Annotated in this window: 16 protein-coding genes and 1 tRNA gene; 10 read left to right on the top strand and 7 right to left on the bottom strand. The window is 56.4% G+C overall.

Going from position 1 to position 15274, the window contains the following annotated elements:
- Positions 1-35: 35 nt before the first annotated feature.
- On the bottom strand, positions 36-488 hold the full coding sequence (locus QMZ29_RS19435; protein WP_043140239.1) for a DUF805 domain-containing protein: 453 nt from the start codon (positions 486-488) through the stop codon (positions 36-38).
- Positions 489-771: 283 nt separating this feature from the next.
- Here QMZ29_RS19435 and mltB point away from each other — a divergent pair, with 283 nt between their 5' ends.
- Complete coding sequence (gene mltB / locus QMZ29_RS19430) at positions 772-1860, top strand: lytic murein transglycosylase B (protein WP_049203736.1); 1089 nt, start codon at positions 772-774, stop codon at positions 1858-1860.
- Between the two features lie 58 nt (positions 1861-1918).
- On the opposite strand, the gene QMZ29_RS19425 is transcribed toward mltB, so the two are convergent.
- Positions 1919-3070 (bottom strand): porin, encoded by a 1152-nt coding sequence (locus QMZ29_RS19425; protein ID WP_025303743.1) that lies wholly within the window; start codon positions 3068-3070, stop codon positions 1919-1921.
- 396 nt (positions 3071-3466) lie between these two features.
- Between QMZ29_RS19425 and QMZ29_RS19420 the strand changes: the two genes are divergently transcribed.
- Genes QMZ29_RS19420 through QMZ29_RS19410 form a run of 3 tightly spaced genes read left to right on the top strand, consistent with a single transcriptional unit; the run spans position 3467 to position 5033 of the window.
- Positions 3467-3757: a hypothetical protein gene (locus QMZ29_RS19420; protein ID WP_049200124.1), complete on the top strand. Its 291-nt coding sequence runs from the start codon at positions 3467-3469 to the stop codon at positions 3755-3757.
- Positions 3758-3803: 46 nt separating this feature from the next.
- A complete protein-coding gene (locus QMZ29_RS19415) occupies positions 3804-4727 on the top strand; it encodes a DMT family transporter (protein WP_197834040.1) in 924 nt (307 codons plus the stop codon).
- A gap of 3 nt (positions 4728-4730) precedes the next feature.
- Complete coding sequence (locus tag QMZ29_RS19410; protein WP_141967486.1) at positions 4731-5033, top strand: hypothetical protein; 303 nt, start codon at positions 4731-4733, stop codon at positions 5031-5033.
- An 11-nt stretch (positions 5034-5044) separates the two neighbouring features.
- On the opposite strand, the gene dsdC is transcribed toward QMZ29_RS19410, so the two are convergent.
- The 3 genes from dsdC to QMZ29_RS19395 all read right to left on the bottom strand — a co-directional run bounded on the left by dsdC (position 5045) and on the right by QMZ29_RS19395 (position 8298).
- Positions 5045-5974 (bottom strand): DNA-binding transcriptional regulator DsdC, encoded by a 930-nt coding sequence (dsdC, locus tag QMZ29_RS19405; protein WP_173889255.1) that lies wholly within the window; start codon positions 5972-5974, stop codon positions 5045-5047.
- 441 nt (positions 5975-6415) lie between these two features.
- A complete protein-coding gene (locus QMZ29_RS19400) occupies positions 6416-6667 on the bottom strand; it encodes a CsbD family protein (RefSeq protein WP_261426147.1) in 252 nt (83 codons plus the stop codon).
- A 134-nt stretch (positions 6668-6801) separates the two neighbouring features.
- Positions 6802-8298 (bottom strand): helix-turn-helix transcriptional regulator, encoded by a 1497-nt coding sequence (locus tag QMZ29_RS19395; RefSeq protein WP_261426149.1) that lies wholly within the window; start codon positions 8296-8298, stop codon positions 6802-6804.
- Between the two features lie 228 nt (positions 8299-8526).
- Between QMZ29_RS19395 and QMZ29_RS19390 the strand changes: the two genes are divergently transcribed.
- From QMZ29_RS19390 to QMZ29_RS19375, 4 genes are all read left to right on the top strand, one after another.
- Entirely contained in the window at positions 8527-9498 is a 972-nt protein-coding gene (locus QMZ29_RS19390) for a TIGR04086 family membrane protein (protein WP_261426152.1), read from the top strand.
- 1 nt (position 9499) lies between these two features.
- On the top strand, positions 9500-9721 hold the full coding sequence (locus QMZ29_RS19385) for a hypothetical protein (RefSeq protein ID WP_043140211.1): 222 nt from the start codon (positions 9500-9502) through the stop codon (positions 9719-9721).
- Between the two features lie 684 nt (positions 9722-10405).
- Positions 10406-11206 (top strand): helix-turn-helix domain-containing protein, encoded by an 801-nt coding sequence (locus QMZ29_RS19380; RefSeq protein ID WP_049207364.1) that lies wholly within the window; start codon positions 10406-10408, stop codon positions 11204-11206.
- A 20-nt stretch (positions 11207-11226) separates the two neighbouring features.
- On the top strand, positions 11227-12501 hold the full coding sequence (locus tag QMZ29_RS19375; protein WP_254599072.1) for a lactonase family protein: 1275 nt from the start codon (positions 11227-11229) through the stop codon (positions 12499-12501).
- Between the two features lie 93 nt (positions 12502-12594).
- Here QMZ29_RS19375 and QMZ29_RS19370 read toward each other — a convergent pair.
- Positions 12595-12669, bottom strand: a tRNA-Arg gene (locus QMZ29_RS19370).
- Between the two features lie 129 nt (positions 12670-12798).
- Entirely contained in the window at positions 12799-13725 is a 927-nt protein-coding gene (locus QMZ29_RS19365) for a formate/nitrite transporter family protein (RefSeq protein WP_049294898.1), read from the bottom strand.
- Between the two features lie 229 nt (positions 13726-13954).
- Between QMZ29_RS19365 and ccmA the strand changes: the two genes are divergently transcribed.
- Entirely contained in the window at positions 13955-14587 is a 633-nt protein-coding gene (gene ccmA / locus QMZ29_RS19360) for a cytochrome c biogenesis heme-transporting ATPase CcmA (protein ID WP_015378626.1), read from the top strand.
- Complete coding sequence (gene ccmB, locus QMZ29_RS19355; protein ID WP_025303731.1) at positions 14587-15246, top strand: heme exporter protein CcmB; 660 nt, start codon at positions 14587-14589, stop codon at positions 15244-15246. Before ccmA ends, ccmB begins: the two co-directional genes overlap by 1 nt.
- The last annotated feature ends 28 nt before the right edge of the window (positions 15247-15274 follow it).

Below are 15274 nucleotides of genomic sequence, written 5' to 3'. Positions count from 1 at the left end.
CCGGCGGATAGCCATAGCCTTGAGCGGAATGGCGCTCAATCGGCATGTTCACGCGGCTTGCGACGCAGCCCGTCGGGCGGCAACAGTAGGGCGCAGATCATGACGGCCAGACTGAACAGCGGCAGCCAGCGCGCCACCGGGCCGGGGGAGTAGTTGTTGAGCACCGAGCAAACGTAGCATGTGACGGCCAGCACCCAACCGGGCAGGCCGATATCATTAAGGCGAAACGCGGTTTTGGCCATAAACCACGCCACCAGGCCAAAACAGAACAGCGCCCACACCATGATGCACAGCAGATACAGCAGCACCGAGACGAATTCCTCGGTGTCGCCGTGCGCATGGGCGCGAAAATGGTTTTTATCCAGATAGGTCGACAGAAACGACAGCAGCACGATGCCAACGGCGAAGATCGCCAGCGAGAAAACAAAGGGTTTGCGCGAGATGCGCCCGCGGTAAAGGTCTTTGGTGAGTTGTCCGAGAGATTCCATCACAGTCCGTTGTCGTCATCATTGGCCGCCCGGCGGAGGCCGGATGGCAAGCAGCCGGGCATTCTAGCGGGGTAAACGGGGGCGTCAAGGTGATAATTTTTCTCATTTAGTTGCGGTTGAGATTCCACGCGGCCGCACAGGGCGTCCTTTCACCGAGCAAAACGTCACAATTTGGCACGTTTGGCTACCTGACGCGGTCATTGGCGGCATAATCCTGTTTGTTCGCGTTGAACAATGCATTAACATAACTCCCACTTATCTCTTGCATGGCTATGGATATCCGATGCGTCACCTGGTTGCGCTTTTACCGCTGATTACCTTGCTTGCTGCCTGTAGCAGCACGCCGAAACCCAGTACCACCGCTACGCCGCAGAGCACCCCGGTAAAGGGCGGCTTTTTGCTGAGCCCGGCGCACAGCGGCGCGCCGCTGGGAGGGGATTTCGCCAATAACCCGAATACCGCGCGCTTTATCGATAAGATGGTGCAGGAACACGGGTTTGACCGGCAGCAGCTGCACGACGTGCTGGCGCAGGCTCGGCGATTGGACTCGGTGCTGCGGCTGATGGACAGACAGGCGCCGACGCCGTCTACTCAGGGGCCAACCGGGCCGAACGGTTCCTGGCTGCGCTACCGCAACAAGTTCATCACCCCGGATAACGTGCAAAACGGCGTGGTGTTCTGGAATCAATATCAGGATGCGTTGCAGCGCGCCTGGCAGGTGTACGGCGTGCCGCCGGAGATCATCGTGGGGATTATTGGCGTGGAGACCCGCTGGGGCCGCGTAATGGGTAAAACCCGTATTATCGACGCGCTGGCGACGCTGGCCTTCAACTACCCGCGCCGCGCCGATTACTTCGCCGGTGAGTTGGAAACCTTCCTGCTGATGTCGCGCACCGAAGGTGACGATCCGCTCGAGCTGCGCGGCTCCTTCGCCGGCGCGATGGGCTATGGGCAGTTCATGCCTTCTTCCTTCAAAAGCTACGCGGTTGACTTCAACGGCGATGGGCATATCAACCTGTGGGATCCGGTCGATGCCATCGGCAGCGTGGCCAATTACTTCAAGGCGCACGGCTGGTCCAAGGGCGAGCCGGTCGCCATTCAGGCCAACGGCCAGGCGCCGGGGTTGGAAAACGGCTTCAAGACCCGCTACTCGGTCGCCGCACTGGCTGAAGCCGGCCTGAGCCCGCAGGGTTCACTCGGGGATAACCAAGAGGCCAGCCTGCTGCGGCTGGACGTCGGCACCGGCTACCAGTATTGGTACGGTCTGCCGAACTTCTACACTATCACCCGCTATAACCACAGCACCCATTACGCCATGGCGGTATGGCAACTGGGCGAAGCGGTAGGGCGCTCGGCGCGCGGCGGCTTCTGACCGCTGCTTCAAACAACGAAAAAGGCCGCTTGCGCGGCCTTTTTTACGTTCTGAGCAATCAGAAATCGTAGCGCAGACGGACCACGGTCATATCGCCGAGGTTGTCGGTGCTCGATGTCAGCACGTGCTCTACGTCAACGCGGAAACCGTAGTCAAACTGTACGGTAACCCCGAGGCCGTTGTCGATGCGCTGGTAGTTGCGGCCGCTGATGTATTCCAGGCGGTCGCCCATGAAGTACGGCATCACCGATTTCACCGCGTACTGGCCCACCGGCACGGTATAACCGGCCAGGTATTCGATACCCCACGCATCGCCGGCGAAGTAATTGTTGACGTCGGCTTTCTTGGTGGTCAGGAAGTCGTTGTAGTAACCGCCGCCGAAGGTGAGCGTCCAGTTGTCCGGTTTCCAGCTGATGGCGGTACCGAAAATGTTCTGGTCATAACTCTTGCTGCCGCTGGTGGACGGGTTGCGCATTTCGGCGCGGGTGTAGTTCCAGGCGGTACCCCAGGTCAGATCCTGTGTAATGTGGTAATCCACGCCCAGTGAGCCGCCGCCTTTGCGCTTATAACGCAGGCCGTTGCCCGGCAGGTAGTCGCTGTCGCTGAACAGGTACGAGGCGTAAACGTCCGCATCGCCGAAGCGGTTCTTGTACTTCAGCATTTTGCGTGAACGGTAAGAGCCGTCGTAGTCGCCGTTGATGCCGTTGCCCGGTGCCTGGGCCAGCATGTCGTAGTCCCAGATATCGGTCTTGGCGCCAACCACGTCATAGTAAACGCTGTTTTGCTGACCGAAGGTCATCTGGCCCCAGGTGTTGCTTTTCAGGCCGGTATACAGCATACGGCGGCTGGTGTTTCTCGCGCCGTCGGCATAGTGGTGATCCCAGTCAAACAGCGCCGGAATGTTCACACCCAGCTCGTAGTAGCTGATCCAGCTGATATCGTCGAACAGGTAGTAGTCCGCTGCGAAACGGAAACGGGTGCCGCCATCGAAGCCGTTACGCTTATACGAGCCCTTGTCACCGTCGCCTGTCATGTTGTTGAACTGCGGACGGATGCTGCCGCCAACGGTAAAGTTCAGGCGGCTGAGCGGATCGCCGGCCTGTGGATCTTGCTTCAGCAGAGTGATTTCTGCCTGAGCGGCGAACGACGCGCTGCCGATCGCCAGACCCAGCGCCACCGCTTGAGTCACTACGCGCAATTTCATTGCCATGTGTTATCCCTGTTTTATGTATGACCGCCCCATCAGCGCCGCCATGCCGATGTTTTGCGCAGAACGCTGCGTTTTTACGCATTTTGACGGTTTTTTTGGTGTTTTAGCGGCGGGCGGCATTTGTAACATAAACGGTGAGATAAATAATTACTTTTCTTGCTAATTATTGGCCGGTTTTTGACCATTTCGTGCGGTGAAAAGCGCCATTATTTATGTCTCTCGATTCGGATGAATTCATCTAACGCCAAGGTTTATATTTTTCATTTGTCAGTCATCGGCGTCAGCCTGTAATTTTAGTCGTGCAAGAGATAATTAATTTCAGCCTGTCACCGCCGTATTAACGTTTGCCTTCTTCTGCGTAATCGGTCGGCAGGAATAAGCGATTGGGAGGTCGCCATGAGAAATCTGTTAATGTTGTTGGTGGGGCTGTTTTCATTACCGGCGATGGCGGCGGAGTCGCACGTCTGCCATTCTCAAGCTTATGATTATGCAGAGGTTAGTAAACTCAGGTTATCTGACGATACCCTGTTTACCTGCCGCGGCGTGGGGCGCCTGACGATCCCGGAATTGGCGCGTAAAGGATGGCGGGTGATTCATTTAGCGCAGCAAACTGAATATACCGACTCCGTAGACAGCGATGGTGAGGTTATTAAGCTTTATCAGGAAATCGTGGTGTATAAAGAATAATTCGACGGTAGCCTGTTATTATTTCAACGACGGCGAGAATCCTATTATGAATGCAAGAGTCGGTATTGACGGCAGGGCCGCCGCCGCCATGGTGATGCTTTGCGCCATCTGGGGGATGCAGCAGGTGGCGATCAAGGCCGCCGAGCAGGATGTGTCGGCGGTGCTGCAAATTGCCATTCGCTCGGGCCTTGCCGCGCTGGGGGTATACCTGTTGGCGCGTTGCCGCGGTGAGTGTTTCACCTGGGATCGCGCCACGCTGAGCGCCGGTTTGAGCGTAGGGGCATTGTTCGCGCTGGAGTTCTTTTTTGTCTCCGAAGGGCTGCGCTACACCAGCGCCTCGCATATGGCGGTGTTTTTGTACACCGCGCCGCTGTTTTCTGCCCTCGGCCTGCATTTTCTCCTTCCTCAGGAGCGCCTGTCACCGGTGCAGTGGCTGGGCATGCTCATCGCCTTTGGCGGCGTGGTGCTGGCCATATCTGGCATGGCTGAGGGAAGCGGCGGAGCCGATCGGCTGAAAGGCGATTTCTATGGCCTGTTGGCGGGGATCGCCTGGGGTGGTTCTACCCTGGTGATCCGTACCACGCGCCTGGCGGAGTGCCCGGCCAAACAGACGCTGCTGTTCCAGTTGATGGGCGCCAGTGTACTGCTGTCGCTGTTGGCGATAGCGACGGACAATTTGCACGTCGTCCTGAGCCCGGTGGCCTGGAGCAGCCTGCTGTTCCAAACGGTGATCGTGTCGTTTTTCAGCTACCTGATCTGGTTTTCACTGCTGCGCCGTTATCAGGCCTCCTCGCTGGGCATTCTCACCTTTATGACGCCGGTATTCGGCATCCTGGCGGGGGTCGTCATTCTCGGCGAACCGCTGCAAATTGAGTTTGTATTGGGGGCCGTGCTGATCGTGCTGGGGTTAATCGTGGTGAGTTGTTCATATCTTATTTATTTTGACCGAAGGGTGGCACCAAAAATATAAATTATGGATGTTGATGTACAGAACTACCAAATAAGCTGCGAAAGCCAATTCATTATTCAGTTGCAAATATCCCGCTATGCCTGGGGCGTGCCGCTGATTACGCTCAGCGATAACGGTGATTTTACCGTGATAAGAAGCCGAGGCTGGTCGAGGTTGGCGAATGGGATGCAATTGGAGGTTTATTATTTTGCCAATAACTCCCTGCTGGCTTGGGATAAAAGCCGCAAATACATCTCTTATTCAAAGGCCGGCCGGCTCTACGCCTGCGCGCTGCATTTTTCTTATTCCCCCAAAGTAGAGCGCTAACCCTCTGGCCATCAGACCAGAGGGGAGATTTTCATGATCCACTGCTTAAATGCGAGGATCTTGGGCCACTGCCGCTCGGAAATGGTCGAGGTAAAATAGCAGTGCTCGCAGGGCACGGTCATATCGGTGAACGGAATGATCAGCTCGCCGCTTTTGATCCAGTCCTGCACCAGATTAAGCCGCCCCATGGCGACGCCAAGGTGCCGCGTGGCGGCCAGCACCGCGAGATCGGAACGGTCGAACTCCATGCTTTTACTGTCGGTATCCAGCCCCAGCGCAAAGTGTTGCGACCAGGTTTGCCACTCATCTTCGCCCGAGTTGTAGCGATCGTGCAGCAGCGTGCAGTGGGCCAGGTTTTCCGGCGCATCGTACAGGTTATGTGCGGCGGCGTACTGCGGCGTGCAAATCGGCACCATCGATTCCTGCATAAAGGCCTCGTCCAGATGCCGTCCCGAGGGCAGTTTGCCGAAGTACATCGCCAGATCCACGCCGCGGTTGGCCAGGTTGATGATTTCCTGCCCGGTCAAAATGTTGAGGTGAATGGTGGGGTGCTGGGCGATAAAGTCACCGATGCGCGGCAACAACAGACATTGCACCAGAGACGGGTGCGAGTAGAGGGTCAATGTCCCCGTCAACTCGCGATTTTTGATGTCCAGAATTTCCTGGTTCAAGGTGTTGAACGAGCTGTTCAGCGCCCATTGCATGCGCTCGCCCTCCGGCGTCAGGGTAATTCTGCGATGAAAGCGCTGGAATAGCAGAAAGCCCAATTCTTTTTCGAGCAAATTAATGCGGTGGCTTACGGCGCTCGGGGTGATCGACAATTCTTGCGCCGCCAGCGCAAAAGATAAATGGCGGGCGACGCATTCGAAAGTATGCAGCCGAGAAAATTGATAGCTGGTGAGCGGGGTGGCCCGCTGTGAATGTTTTTTACTGGGGAACATGCTATTTCTCCGTGCGCACAATCTGGCAATATTAACATTTAATGGCGCGGAGGATAAACCCAGCCTGATTGATCTATTCGGTTTTTATACCGAGGGATTTCGATATGTTGAAGAGAATTGCATAACAACCGGAAATAACAGACGGTGGGGGCGATGATAATCAGCAATAGGACGAATATAATAAAAAGAGGTGCCGTTAAGCAGCGAGTAAAGGCGGTGTACCGCAGCCTGAACGATAAAAGCTCATATTCCCTGCGGGATATAACGGTTTCGCCATAATCATCCGTCGCATGGCGACGTTGAGTACGCGTTAAGCCCGGATGCCAACGAGATGGAGGTAGCAATCGATAACGCTGAGCCCCGCCTGGCCAGAGAACCGTGCCCAGTGGTTACCCACTGGGCACAACATTCAGGGAAAAGCAGGTTGATCGTCGGCGCTAATCAACGGCGACGCAGCAGCAGGCCGGCCAACAAACCTGCGCCGGCAACGAGTGCCAACGCGGCGAGGGGGGTTTTCTTCATCATACTGCCGGCGCAGCTCAGGGCGTCGCCGTATTTTTCTTGCAGCGCGCCCACTGCCTGGCGCGTGACGCCTTCGGCCTGCCAACGTTCGTTACCGCTGACGTCGCCTGCGATTTCCTGCGCTTTGCCCGCCACTTTGTCCATCATGCCATTGGCTTTTTCGCTGTTCATTATGATGTGCTCCTAAGGTTCGATCCGTTTGGCGTTCGCACAGAGCGAAAGCCTGCATTTGCACCGCCATGTTATGCACTTCACTCTGCGCTCATAAGGGGCGTTTGCATCGGTGCGGGTAGTGCATTTGCAGGCTACTTGCCGTTCCTGGAGGCCGCTCCGCCGGTAAACAGCCCGCGCTCTCTGGCCCAGACGATGGCTTCGCTGCGGCTGTGCACGCCGAGTTTGGAATAGACCGTCGCGACATGATTGCGGATGGTGTTGAGCGCCAGATTGAGACGCGCCGCGATTTTCTTGTCCGGCAGCCCCTCGCAAATCAATTCCAGCACATCGCGCTCGCGCGGCGTGAGATCGCTGGCGGCAAACCCGGCCTGGTCGGGCCGGTTGATGCTTTTCACGTTGGCCAGTTTTTCGATCAGGGTTTGGCTGAACCACGAGGCATCCTGCATCACTTCTTCGATGGCATTCACCAGCTCCAGCTCCGATCGTTTACGCTCAGTAATGTCCATGAGCACCAACAGGTAGCAGGGCGCATTATGGATACTGACGGCATCCGCCGAGGCCACGCAGTCGATTAGCTCGCTCCCTTTCTTTCGCACCTGGATATCCAACCCTTCGACGTTGCCGCTTTTTTCCAGTGCGGCAAACAAACGGCGGTTCGCCTCGGGATCGTCAATAAACTGGATCTCATCGACCGTTTTGCCGATCAACACTTCGGCGTCGTACTCGGTGGTGCGGGTGAACGCTTCGTTGACGTCCAGCACGTGCCGCTCGTCTGCGGTACACACCAACGTCGGCACCGGGCTCAGGCGAAATGCCTTGGCGAACCGCTCTTCACTTTCTCGTAGCGCCGATTCCGCCAGGCGCCGGGGTTCGAGATCGGTAAACGTGAACAGCATGCAGTCGTCTTCATTGATATCCAGCGGTTGACCGGCAACCACCACCAACTTGCTTCCTCCGCCGGGCAGTTTCAGCTCGGCCTCCATCTGCGGAATGGTGGCGCCTTCCCCTAGGCGCTGAACCGCCAGCTCTTTGTGCTCTGCCTGTTCCAAGACGTCGAGTTCATAAACCGAACGCCCCATGACCTGTTCACGCTGGTAACCGGTCATATCGAGGAACCCCTGGTTGACCTTGACGTAACGCAGGTCGCTTAGCCGACAAATGACCGCCGGCGCCGGATTGGCGTTGAAGGTTTTTTCAAAGCGCTGTTCGGCGCTGGCCCACTCCGTTGCGTCGCTCAGGATCAGCGCCAGCAGCTCCGGCTGCCCCTGCGCATCGGTGATGATCAGGCTCCGCAGGCGGTGCACCCAGAAGCTCTCCGGATCGTCGACCTGCCGAACCTCCACCACCACATCGGTGAAGGTTTCGCCATCGGCAACCCGGCTCAGCGGGTACTGTTCCAGCGCCAGCGGGTGGTTGTTGCGATAACGCAGTGCAAAACGCGCCGCGTACTCGCCGGCATCAGCCCCCAGGGCTTTCTGGTGGCTCACGCCGTGCATGGCCAACGCGGCTTCGTTAGCCCAGAGAAGCGTTTGATCGGTATCCGTCAGGATCACGCCGTCGGACAAGCCGGAGATGATTTGCTGCAGGTGGCCGCGGTGGGTTTCGCTGGCCAGGACGGATGGGTTCATGTGCTCTCCGCTAGACAGAAGGGGAGCGGCCTCTGATCGAGGCCGCGGGTTACGCTACTCGCTGAGCAGCTTAGTGCATAACGTGCGTATTCGCAGGGTGTGAATGCACTAGGCATTCTGGCGCAAATGAACTGGGACGGCCGACGCCGCCGCGCGGCAGACTGAATTTGTCTGCGCGGTTATCCACCGTGCGTGCAATCACTTGTCCAGAAAATATAAGGAACAACGATGACCACTGTCTATGAATCAAATCGCTTTGCGTTTCAGGTGTCATGGGGCTCGATATTGGCCGGGAGTGCCGTGGCGCTGGTGACTTATCTTATCTTCAGCGTGCTGGGTACGGCTATCGGTGCCCAGGCCGTGGATATGATGCAAAAGGGCAATCCGCTGAGCGGTTTTGGCACCGGCACCGGGATCTGGCTGCTGGTTTCCACGCTGGCATCGCTGGCCGCCGGTGCGTTCGTCGCCGGACGCACTGCGCCGAACCGCGGCGGTTTGCATGGCCTGCTGAGCTGGGCGATCACCACCTTGCTGACCACCTGGCTGATGGTTTCATTAGCAAGCGGCGTGGTGGGGCTGGCGGGCAGCGCGGTGGGTAAAGGGCTCTCGCTGGCGGGCAGCGGCCTGGCGGCGGCAGCGCCAAACGTGGGTGAAGGCCTCAAGCAACAGCTGGATAAAAAGGGTATCAGCCTGGACTGGGGAAGCCTGGAGAATCAGTTGAACGCCACGCTCAAGCAGACCGGCAAGCCGGAATTGGATCCGGCTCGGTTGGAACAGAAGGCCGATAGGGCGACCGCCGACGGCAAGCAATCAGCCATGGACGCGGCTGCCGATCCGGCGCAGGCCGCTACCGAGCTTAAGCAGTGGTTCGAACGCGTCAAGCAGTCCGGTGAGCCGACGTTGAGTGCGGCCGACAAGGATGCGTTGGTGAATATCGTTGCGGCACGCACCGGCAAGAGCCGTGATGAAGCGAGCCAAATCGTCGATAACTACGCCCAGGCTTATCAGCAGGCGGTGCAGAAGGTGGAAAAACTCAAGGCCGAGGCCGAGCAGAAAGCGCGCGAAGCGGCTGATGAAGCGGCCAAACAACTGTCTCGCGCCGCATGGGGCTCACTACTGATACTGCTGTTGGGCGCTGCGCTGAGCGCCGGCGTGGGGCGGATTGCCGAATCAACCCGCTGTACCGTCGCGGTAAGTTGAGATGAGAAAAAACCTGTCGTGCATCTCGCTGAACTATCGAAAAGTGGCGGGAGCGTCTGCTCCCGTGCTCGTCATCGATTTTTGCAACGAGAACAACGAGCGCTACACCTTGCGCTACAACCTGCCGCCGGATACCCCGGAACGCACCGAGCGGCGGGTATCTTTGCTGCTGTATCTGTTGCGCAAGCACCGATCGGCAGAGATCGACAACCTGGCTGATTAATCAGTCCGTTAATGAAAAGCCCGGCCTGGCGAGCCGGGCTTTTTGCCGTGCTGTGGCAACAAAGCACAGCGTATGCAGACATGGCACTGTTACGAGGGAAGAGCGAGGCATAAATGGCGCCCCAATTGGCGTGGAGGGTAACGTAGGGCATCGAACAAGGTTTGTTGAAACATCGATTCTGCTTTGTATGGGAAAAGATAAAAAAGAAACGCACTATGAAGCTCTGCGATTATCTGGCCCGAGGTTAAGGCCTTGCGTTTATCCACCGCATCCTCCCTCGACATTGTTCCTACTTCTTCGCATTAGGTTCAATAATTTTATCAGCCGACCAAACAATAAATTCACGATTTAATTTGTGATGATGAAATTCCTATTCGGCCATGCCAGTGGAGTATAAAAAAACACGTTAAGATAAAACAATTGGCAAAAAGTGTGATTCTCCCTAGAGATGTAAATGCATCTTTGACGGGAACATTTTATGTGGGTTGTTTTTGTTTTGCCGTTTTTTTGCGGGTGGATTTATATAACATGATCATTTTCAGTTATTTAAGTAATGGCTTTTCCTATGCCGCAAAAATGGCGCTGCCAAGGTGATTTTTTTTAGGATTAATCTTAATGACTTGGTTTGGTTGGTTAACGATTTTAATGAAAAGGACACAATTTTTATAAAGGCAGGGAGCGCACATGGACTATCGGAAAGATATTCTTTTACAGGTATTAGAGTATATGGAGAAGAATATTATAGAGGGGCTTTCCGTCGAGAAAGTGTCTATTATCTCAGGGTATTCTAAATGGCATTTGCAACGGCTGTTTAAACATTATTTTGGTATGACGCTCGGAACTTATATCAGGCACAGAAAGCTGAGCCGATCCGCAATTTTGCTTAAACAACATCAAGGGAACATACTGGATGTCGCCTTGGCATCGGGCTTTGCCTCTCAGCAATGTTACACGCGGGCATTCAAACGTTTCTTTGGCGAAACGCCCAACAGCTTTAGAAACAGCCGGGGATGGGATTTCTCCATCCAGATCCCACCGTATGGCAATGACAATAAGCCCTATTTTTATCACACGGTCATGCCGGATGATATTGAGTTGTTAAAGCAGTACAAAGCATTGATTTTCCATTCCATAAGGAAATACAGAGATGCCAGTGACATTACGCAGACTAATGAAAAATGGTTAAGCAAGAATGGAAAAGCTTATGGTGTGGAAAAAACCAGAGCGGGTAAATGGCATTCAAATGGTAAGGAACAAGAGGTTTTCCACTCTATTTTTAACTTCTACATACCCAGAGGGAAATATATTGTTATTCCCTTTATGGGAGCGTTGCCCGAGTACATTGATTTTTTTGAAAGCATCTATGACGCTTACCTGCCGGCCATTAATGTCAAGATGAGGGAAAGCTTTTTTATTGAGCTATATAGAAACGAGCATTTAAACAGCGAAGTTGTTAATGTCGATATACTGATTCCTGTGGTGTAGCGTTGAGAAAAGGAGACATCATGAGTGTAGAGAAATCCCCCGGTTCAATGAATAAACACCATTACGCTTTCGGTATGCTACCTTTAACGTTGTCTGTGTCTGGCAGGGTGAACGTTGCCGGTTTAGGCTGGCAGGTCATTCAATTAATGCTGGCATTAACTCTCTTCATGTTTTCAGGAAATGCGATGGCCAATAATCGGGAGCATCAACAAATAGCGTTAGTCGGTACCTGGACCCATATTCCGGATGCGCCCGCGGTGCAGAAACCGGCGTTCCCCAGTGAAGGGCTCTATCGTCTGAGGGTAAATGTCGACGGCACGTTAACGCTGCTCAATGTCATCAAGATGAAAAGCCCGTCATGGATCGCAAAATCTCGCGATGGTCGTTTCGCCTATGTCACCAATGAAGAGGATGCGGGAACGGTGACCGCCTTGGCAATAGACGACGCAGGCAGCGTGCGGGTGCTGAATACGGTGAGCAGTGCGGGCCAGCAGCCGACGCATGCCACACTCAGCCCGGACGGTAAGTTTCTGTTTGTCGCCAACTACTCCGTCGCCAAAGGCGGCGCGGGGGTGACGGTATTGCCGATTCGCAGCGACGGCACACTGGGTGAACGAGTGCAGCATTACCCGTTTATACCCGGCTCCGGCATCGTGCAGGGGCGCCAGGAAGGCGGGCATGCGCACTCCACCACCTTCAGCCGCGATGGCCAATACCTGTACGCGGCGGATCTCGGCGGCGATAAGTTGCACGCCTACCGCTATCGCCCGGATAACGCGCAGCCGCTGCAGGCGGATGCTTCGCGCGATGTCGGCTTTGCGCCCGGCGCCGGTCCACGGCACATGGTGTTCTCGCCAGAAGGCGAATATGCGTATGTCATCACTGAAATGGCGGGCGAGATCGAGGCGTTTGCCGTTAACGACAATCGATTGACTCTGAGAGGGAAAGTGAAACTGAACGGCGGCCTCGATTCGGCGGAGGAGAGAAGCGGCGGGGCTATTATCCTGAGCCCGAGCGGCAGATATCTTATTGCCACCCATCGCGGTACCGATAACCACCTGCTGGTATTTAAAATAGGCAGGGACGGTCTGCCAGGCGTGCCGACGCGCTATGAGGCCGGCGGCATTGAACCGCGGGCGCTCGCTTTTGATGCCGACGGCAACCGCCTCTATGTCACGAATGTGTTCACCAATAGCGTTACGCTGTTCGATTTCGATGATGAGAAGGGTGAGTTGCAGGCCAGAGGTGAAGCGGCGGCGATTTCAACGCCGACGGATATCAAGTTTTTCAATTAATGCCCATCATAAGGCGCGGGAGAAACCGGGTCTGAACAGGGGAAAAGGGGAATTGCGGGTGCAGATGATGGGGAATGGCTTGATGAGAAAGAATGGTGTCCCCGACTGGAATCGAACCAGTAACTAGCCCTTAGGAGGGGCTTGTTATATCCGTTTAACTACGGGGACGCTGCGGACCGGCAACCGAAGCTGCCGGGGCATTATACCTTTTTTTACCCGCAGAATAAGCGCTTAGCGGCGCGTTTGCTCAATACCTCGCCAGTTCGCGCCGAAATTTCCTCGGCTAACCGACCGCGATCACGGTTTTTCTCCGTCGTGGCGCCGTTTTTCCTCTTGCAGCCGCGCTGCCTTATTTTTGGCGCTCAAATCGTTGCGGATTTGCGCGTGGCTGATCAGCGCAAAGATAAAGGTGCCGCCGATGATGTTACCCGCCAGCGTCGGCAGGGCGAACGGATAAACGAATGCTTGCCAGCCAATCGCGCCGTTGAACACCAGATACAGGATCTCCACCGAGCCGACCACGATATGCGTCAAATCGCAAATCGCCACCAGGTAGGTCATCAACACGATCACCCAAATTTTCGCCGCGCCGGCGGCCGGGAACATCCATACCATGGTGGCGATGATCCAGCCGGCCAGGATGCCGTTGGCGAACATTTCTCCCGGCGTATGGCGCATCACCTCTTCGCCCAGGCTGATGAAGGCGCGGCGCGTTTCGGCGTCGAACAGCGGCATATGGGTAAACGCCAGCGCCGCCAGCGCGGTGCCGATCAGATTGCCGAGCAGCACCACGCCCCACAGGCGCAGCAGGATAAGCAGGTTGCGCGGCGTGGGTTTATGCATAATGGGCAGCACCGCCGTGACGGTGTTTTCGGTAAACAGCTGCTGGCGCGCCATGATGACAATGATAAAACCGAAGGTGTAGCCGAGGTTCTCAATGAAAAAGCGGCTGGGATCGTCCGGCAAGCGGGCGTGGAAAATGCCTTTCGCCGCCAGCGAGGCGCCCATCGACAGCCCGGCGGCAATCGCCGACCACAGCAGCGCCAGCCCGTCGCGCTCCAGCTCTTTTTCGCCTTCCATTCGGATCTGTTCATGCACCGCCGCCGCGCGTGACGGCAGATTCTCTTCCCTGACTTCGATTTCGCGTTTGCCCTGTTCCTGCTCTTCGCTCTCTACCTGCATTGTCTCATCCGGCTCGTGCTGCTGGCGTTGCTGGTCGTTCATGCTGTCGCTCCTGCTCAATAAGGGTGAGGTCACGTCATTAAGCGTAGTTGCCCGGCCAAAATGCGGCGAAATACAGAAAAAGGTAACAAGAGTTAAAATCCGCCGATTTTTTCCACGCATTCTTGATCCTGCTCGCCATATTGGCCCCTCGGCGCGCCCGCCGCAGGCTGCGTGTGGGGAAAGGCTTATGCTATGATTCGCTATCCCAAAGAAAAATATGAGTTCCCTGATGCTGGAAGCCAAAAGTCTGAGTTGCGTGCGCGATGAGCGCATCCTGTTTAGCGAGCTAAGCTTTTCAGTTCAGCCGGGCGATATCATTCAGGTAGAAGGGCCGAACGGCGCGGGCAAGACCAGTTTGCTGCGCATCCTCGCCGGTCTGGCGCGGCCGGACGGTGGTGAGGTGTGCTGGCGCGGGCGCAACACGCTGCGCGATCGCGCGGCGTATCAGCAAGATTTGCTGTTTATCGGCCATCAACCTGGCATCAAAGCCGTATTGACACCCTTCGAAAATCTGCAGTTTTATCAGGCGGTGCGCGGCGCGGCCGAGCATCAGGCCATCTGGCGCGCGCTGGAGCAGGTCGGGTTGGTGGGGTACGAGGATCTGCCGGTGGCGCAGCTTTCGGCCGGGCAGCAGCGGCGGGTGGCGCTGGCGCGATTGTGGCTCAGCGCGGCGCCGCTGTGGATCCTCGATGAACCCTTGACGGCGATCGATAAACAGGGCGTGGCCGAGTTGATTAGCCTTTTTGAACAACATGCGCAGCGGGGCGGCATGGTATTGTTGACCACGCATCAGGATTTGGCCGGCGTCAGCCAAACGGTGGGCAAAATTCGTTTGGCGGAACACGACGCGGGGAGTTTGTGATGTTTTTGACTCTGGTGCGTCGCGAATTGAAGATCGCCTGCCGTAAAGGGTCGGAGATCGTCAACCCGCTGTGGTTTTTCCTGATTGTGATCACGCTGTTCCCGCTGGGGATTGGCCCTGAACCGCAGCTGCTGGCGCGCATTGCGCCGGGCATCGTGTGGGTGGCGGCGCTGCTGGCCTCGCTGCTGTCGCTGGAGCGGCTGTTTCGCGACGACTTTCTCGACGGTTCGCTGGAGCAGCTGTTGCTGCTGCCGACGCCGCTGCCGATGACGGTGCTGGGCAAAGTGTGTGCTCACTGGGTCGTGACGGGATTGCCGCTGCTGATCCTGTCGCCGCTGGTGGCGCTGCTGTTGTCGCTCGATATGCAAACCTGGCTGGCGGTGGCGGGTACGCTGCTGCTCGGCACGCCGACGCTGAGCCTGATCGGCGCTATCGGCGTGGGGTTGACCGTCGGCTTGCGCAAAGGGGGCGTGCTGCTCAGCCTGCTGGTGCTGCCGCTGTATATCCCGGTGCTGATCTTCGCCACCGGCGCGATCGACGCCGCCTCGATGGGCATGCCGATCGACGGTTACCTGGCGATACTCGGTGCGATGCTGGCGGGCAGCGTGACATTGGCACCGTTTGCCACCGCAGCGGCGCTGCGAGTGAGCGTGCACTAGCTAACGTATTGAATGAACAGACGGGGCA

This window comes from Serratia sp. PF-27 (genome assembly GCF_030053255.1).
Taxonomy (GTDB): domain Bacteria; phylum Pseudomonadota; class Gammaproteobacteria; order Enterobacterales; family Enterobacteriaceae; genus Serratia; species Serratia bockelmannii.
The sequence above is the reverse complement of the archived record's forward strand: the minus strand, read 5'-3'. Positions and strand labels throughout refer to the sequence as shown.

Excerpts from the sequence above, each read along its gene's own strand:
- QMZ29_RS19435 (WP_043140239.1), bottom strand. The coding sequence starts at position 488 with ATGGAATCTCTCGGACAACTCACCAAAGACCTTTACCGCGGGCGCATC.
- mltB (WP_049203736.1), top strand. The coding sequence starts at position 772 with ATGCGTCACCTGGTTGCGCTTTTACCGCTGATTACCTTGCTTGCTGCC.
- QMZ29_RS19425 (WP_025303743.1), bottom strand. The coding sequence starts at position 3,070 with ATGGCAATGAAATTGCGCGTAGTGACTCAAGCGGTGGCGCTGGGTCTG.
- QMZ29_RS19420 (WP_049200124.1), top strand. The coding sequence starts at position 3,467 with ATGAGAAATCTGTTAATGTTGTTGGTGGGGCTGTTTTCATTACCGGCG.
- QMZ29_RS19415 (WP_197834040.1), top strand. The coding sequence starts at position 3,804 with ATGAATGCAAGAGTCGGTATTGACGGCAGGGCCGCCGCCGCCATGGTG.
- QMZ29_RS19410 (WP_141967486.1), top strand. The coding sequence starts at position 4,731 with ATGGATGTTGATGTACAGAACTACCAAATAAGCTGCGAAAGCCAATTC.
- dsdC (WP_173889255.1), bottom strand. The coding sequence starts at position 5,974 with ATGTTCCCCAGTAAAAAACATTCACAGCGGGCCACCCCGCTCACCAGC.
- QMZ29_RS19400 (WP_261426147.1), bottom strand. The coding sequence starts at position 6,667 with ATGAACAGCGAAAAAGCCAATGGCATGATGGACAAAGTGGCGGGCAAA.
- QMZ29_RS19395 (WP_261426149.1), bottom strand. The coding sequence starts at position 8,298 with ATGAACCCATCCGTCCTGGCCAGCGAAACCCACCGCGGCCACCTGCAG.
- QMZ29_RS19390 (WP_261426152.1), top strand. The coding sequence starts at position 8,527 with ATGACCACTGTCTATGAATCAAATCGCTTTGCGTTTCAGGTGTCATGG.
- QMZ29_RS19385 (WP_043140211.1), top strand. The coding sequence starts at position 9,500 with ATGAGAAAAAACCTGTCGTGCATCTCGCTGAACTATCGAAAAGTGGCG.
- QMZ29_RS19380 (WP_049207364.1), top strand. The coding sequence starts at position 10,406 with ATGGACTATCGGAAAGATATTCTTTTACAGGTATTAGAGTATATGGAG.
- QMZ29_RS19375 (WP_254599072.1), top strand. The coding sequence starts at position 11,227 with ATGAGTGTAGAGAAATCCCCCGGTTCAATGAATAAACACCATTACGCT.
- QMZ29_RS19365 (WP_049294898.1), bottom strand. The coding sequence starts at position 13,725 with ATGAACGACCAGCAACGCCAGCAGCACGAGCCGGATGAGACAATGCAG.
- ccmA (WP_015378626.1), top strand. The coding sequence starts at position 13,955 with ATGCTGGAAGCCAAAAGTCTGAGTTGCGTGCGCGATGAGCGCATCCTG.
- ccmB (WP_025303731.1), top strand. The coding sequence starts at position 14,587 with ATGTTTTTGACTCTGGTGCGTCGCGAATTGAAGATCGCCTGCCGTAAA.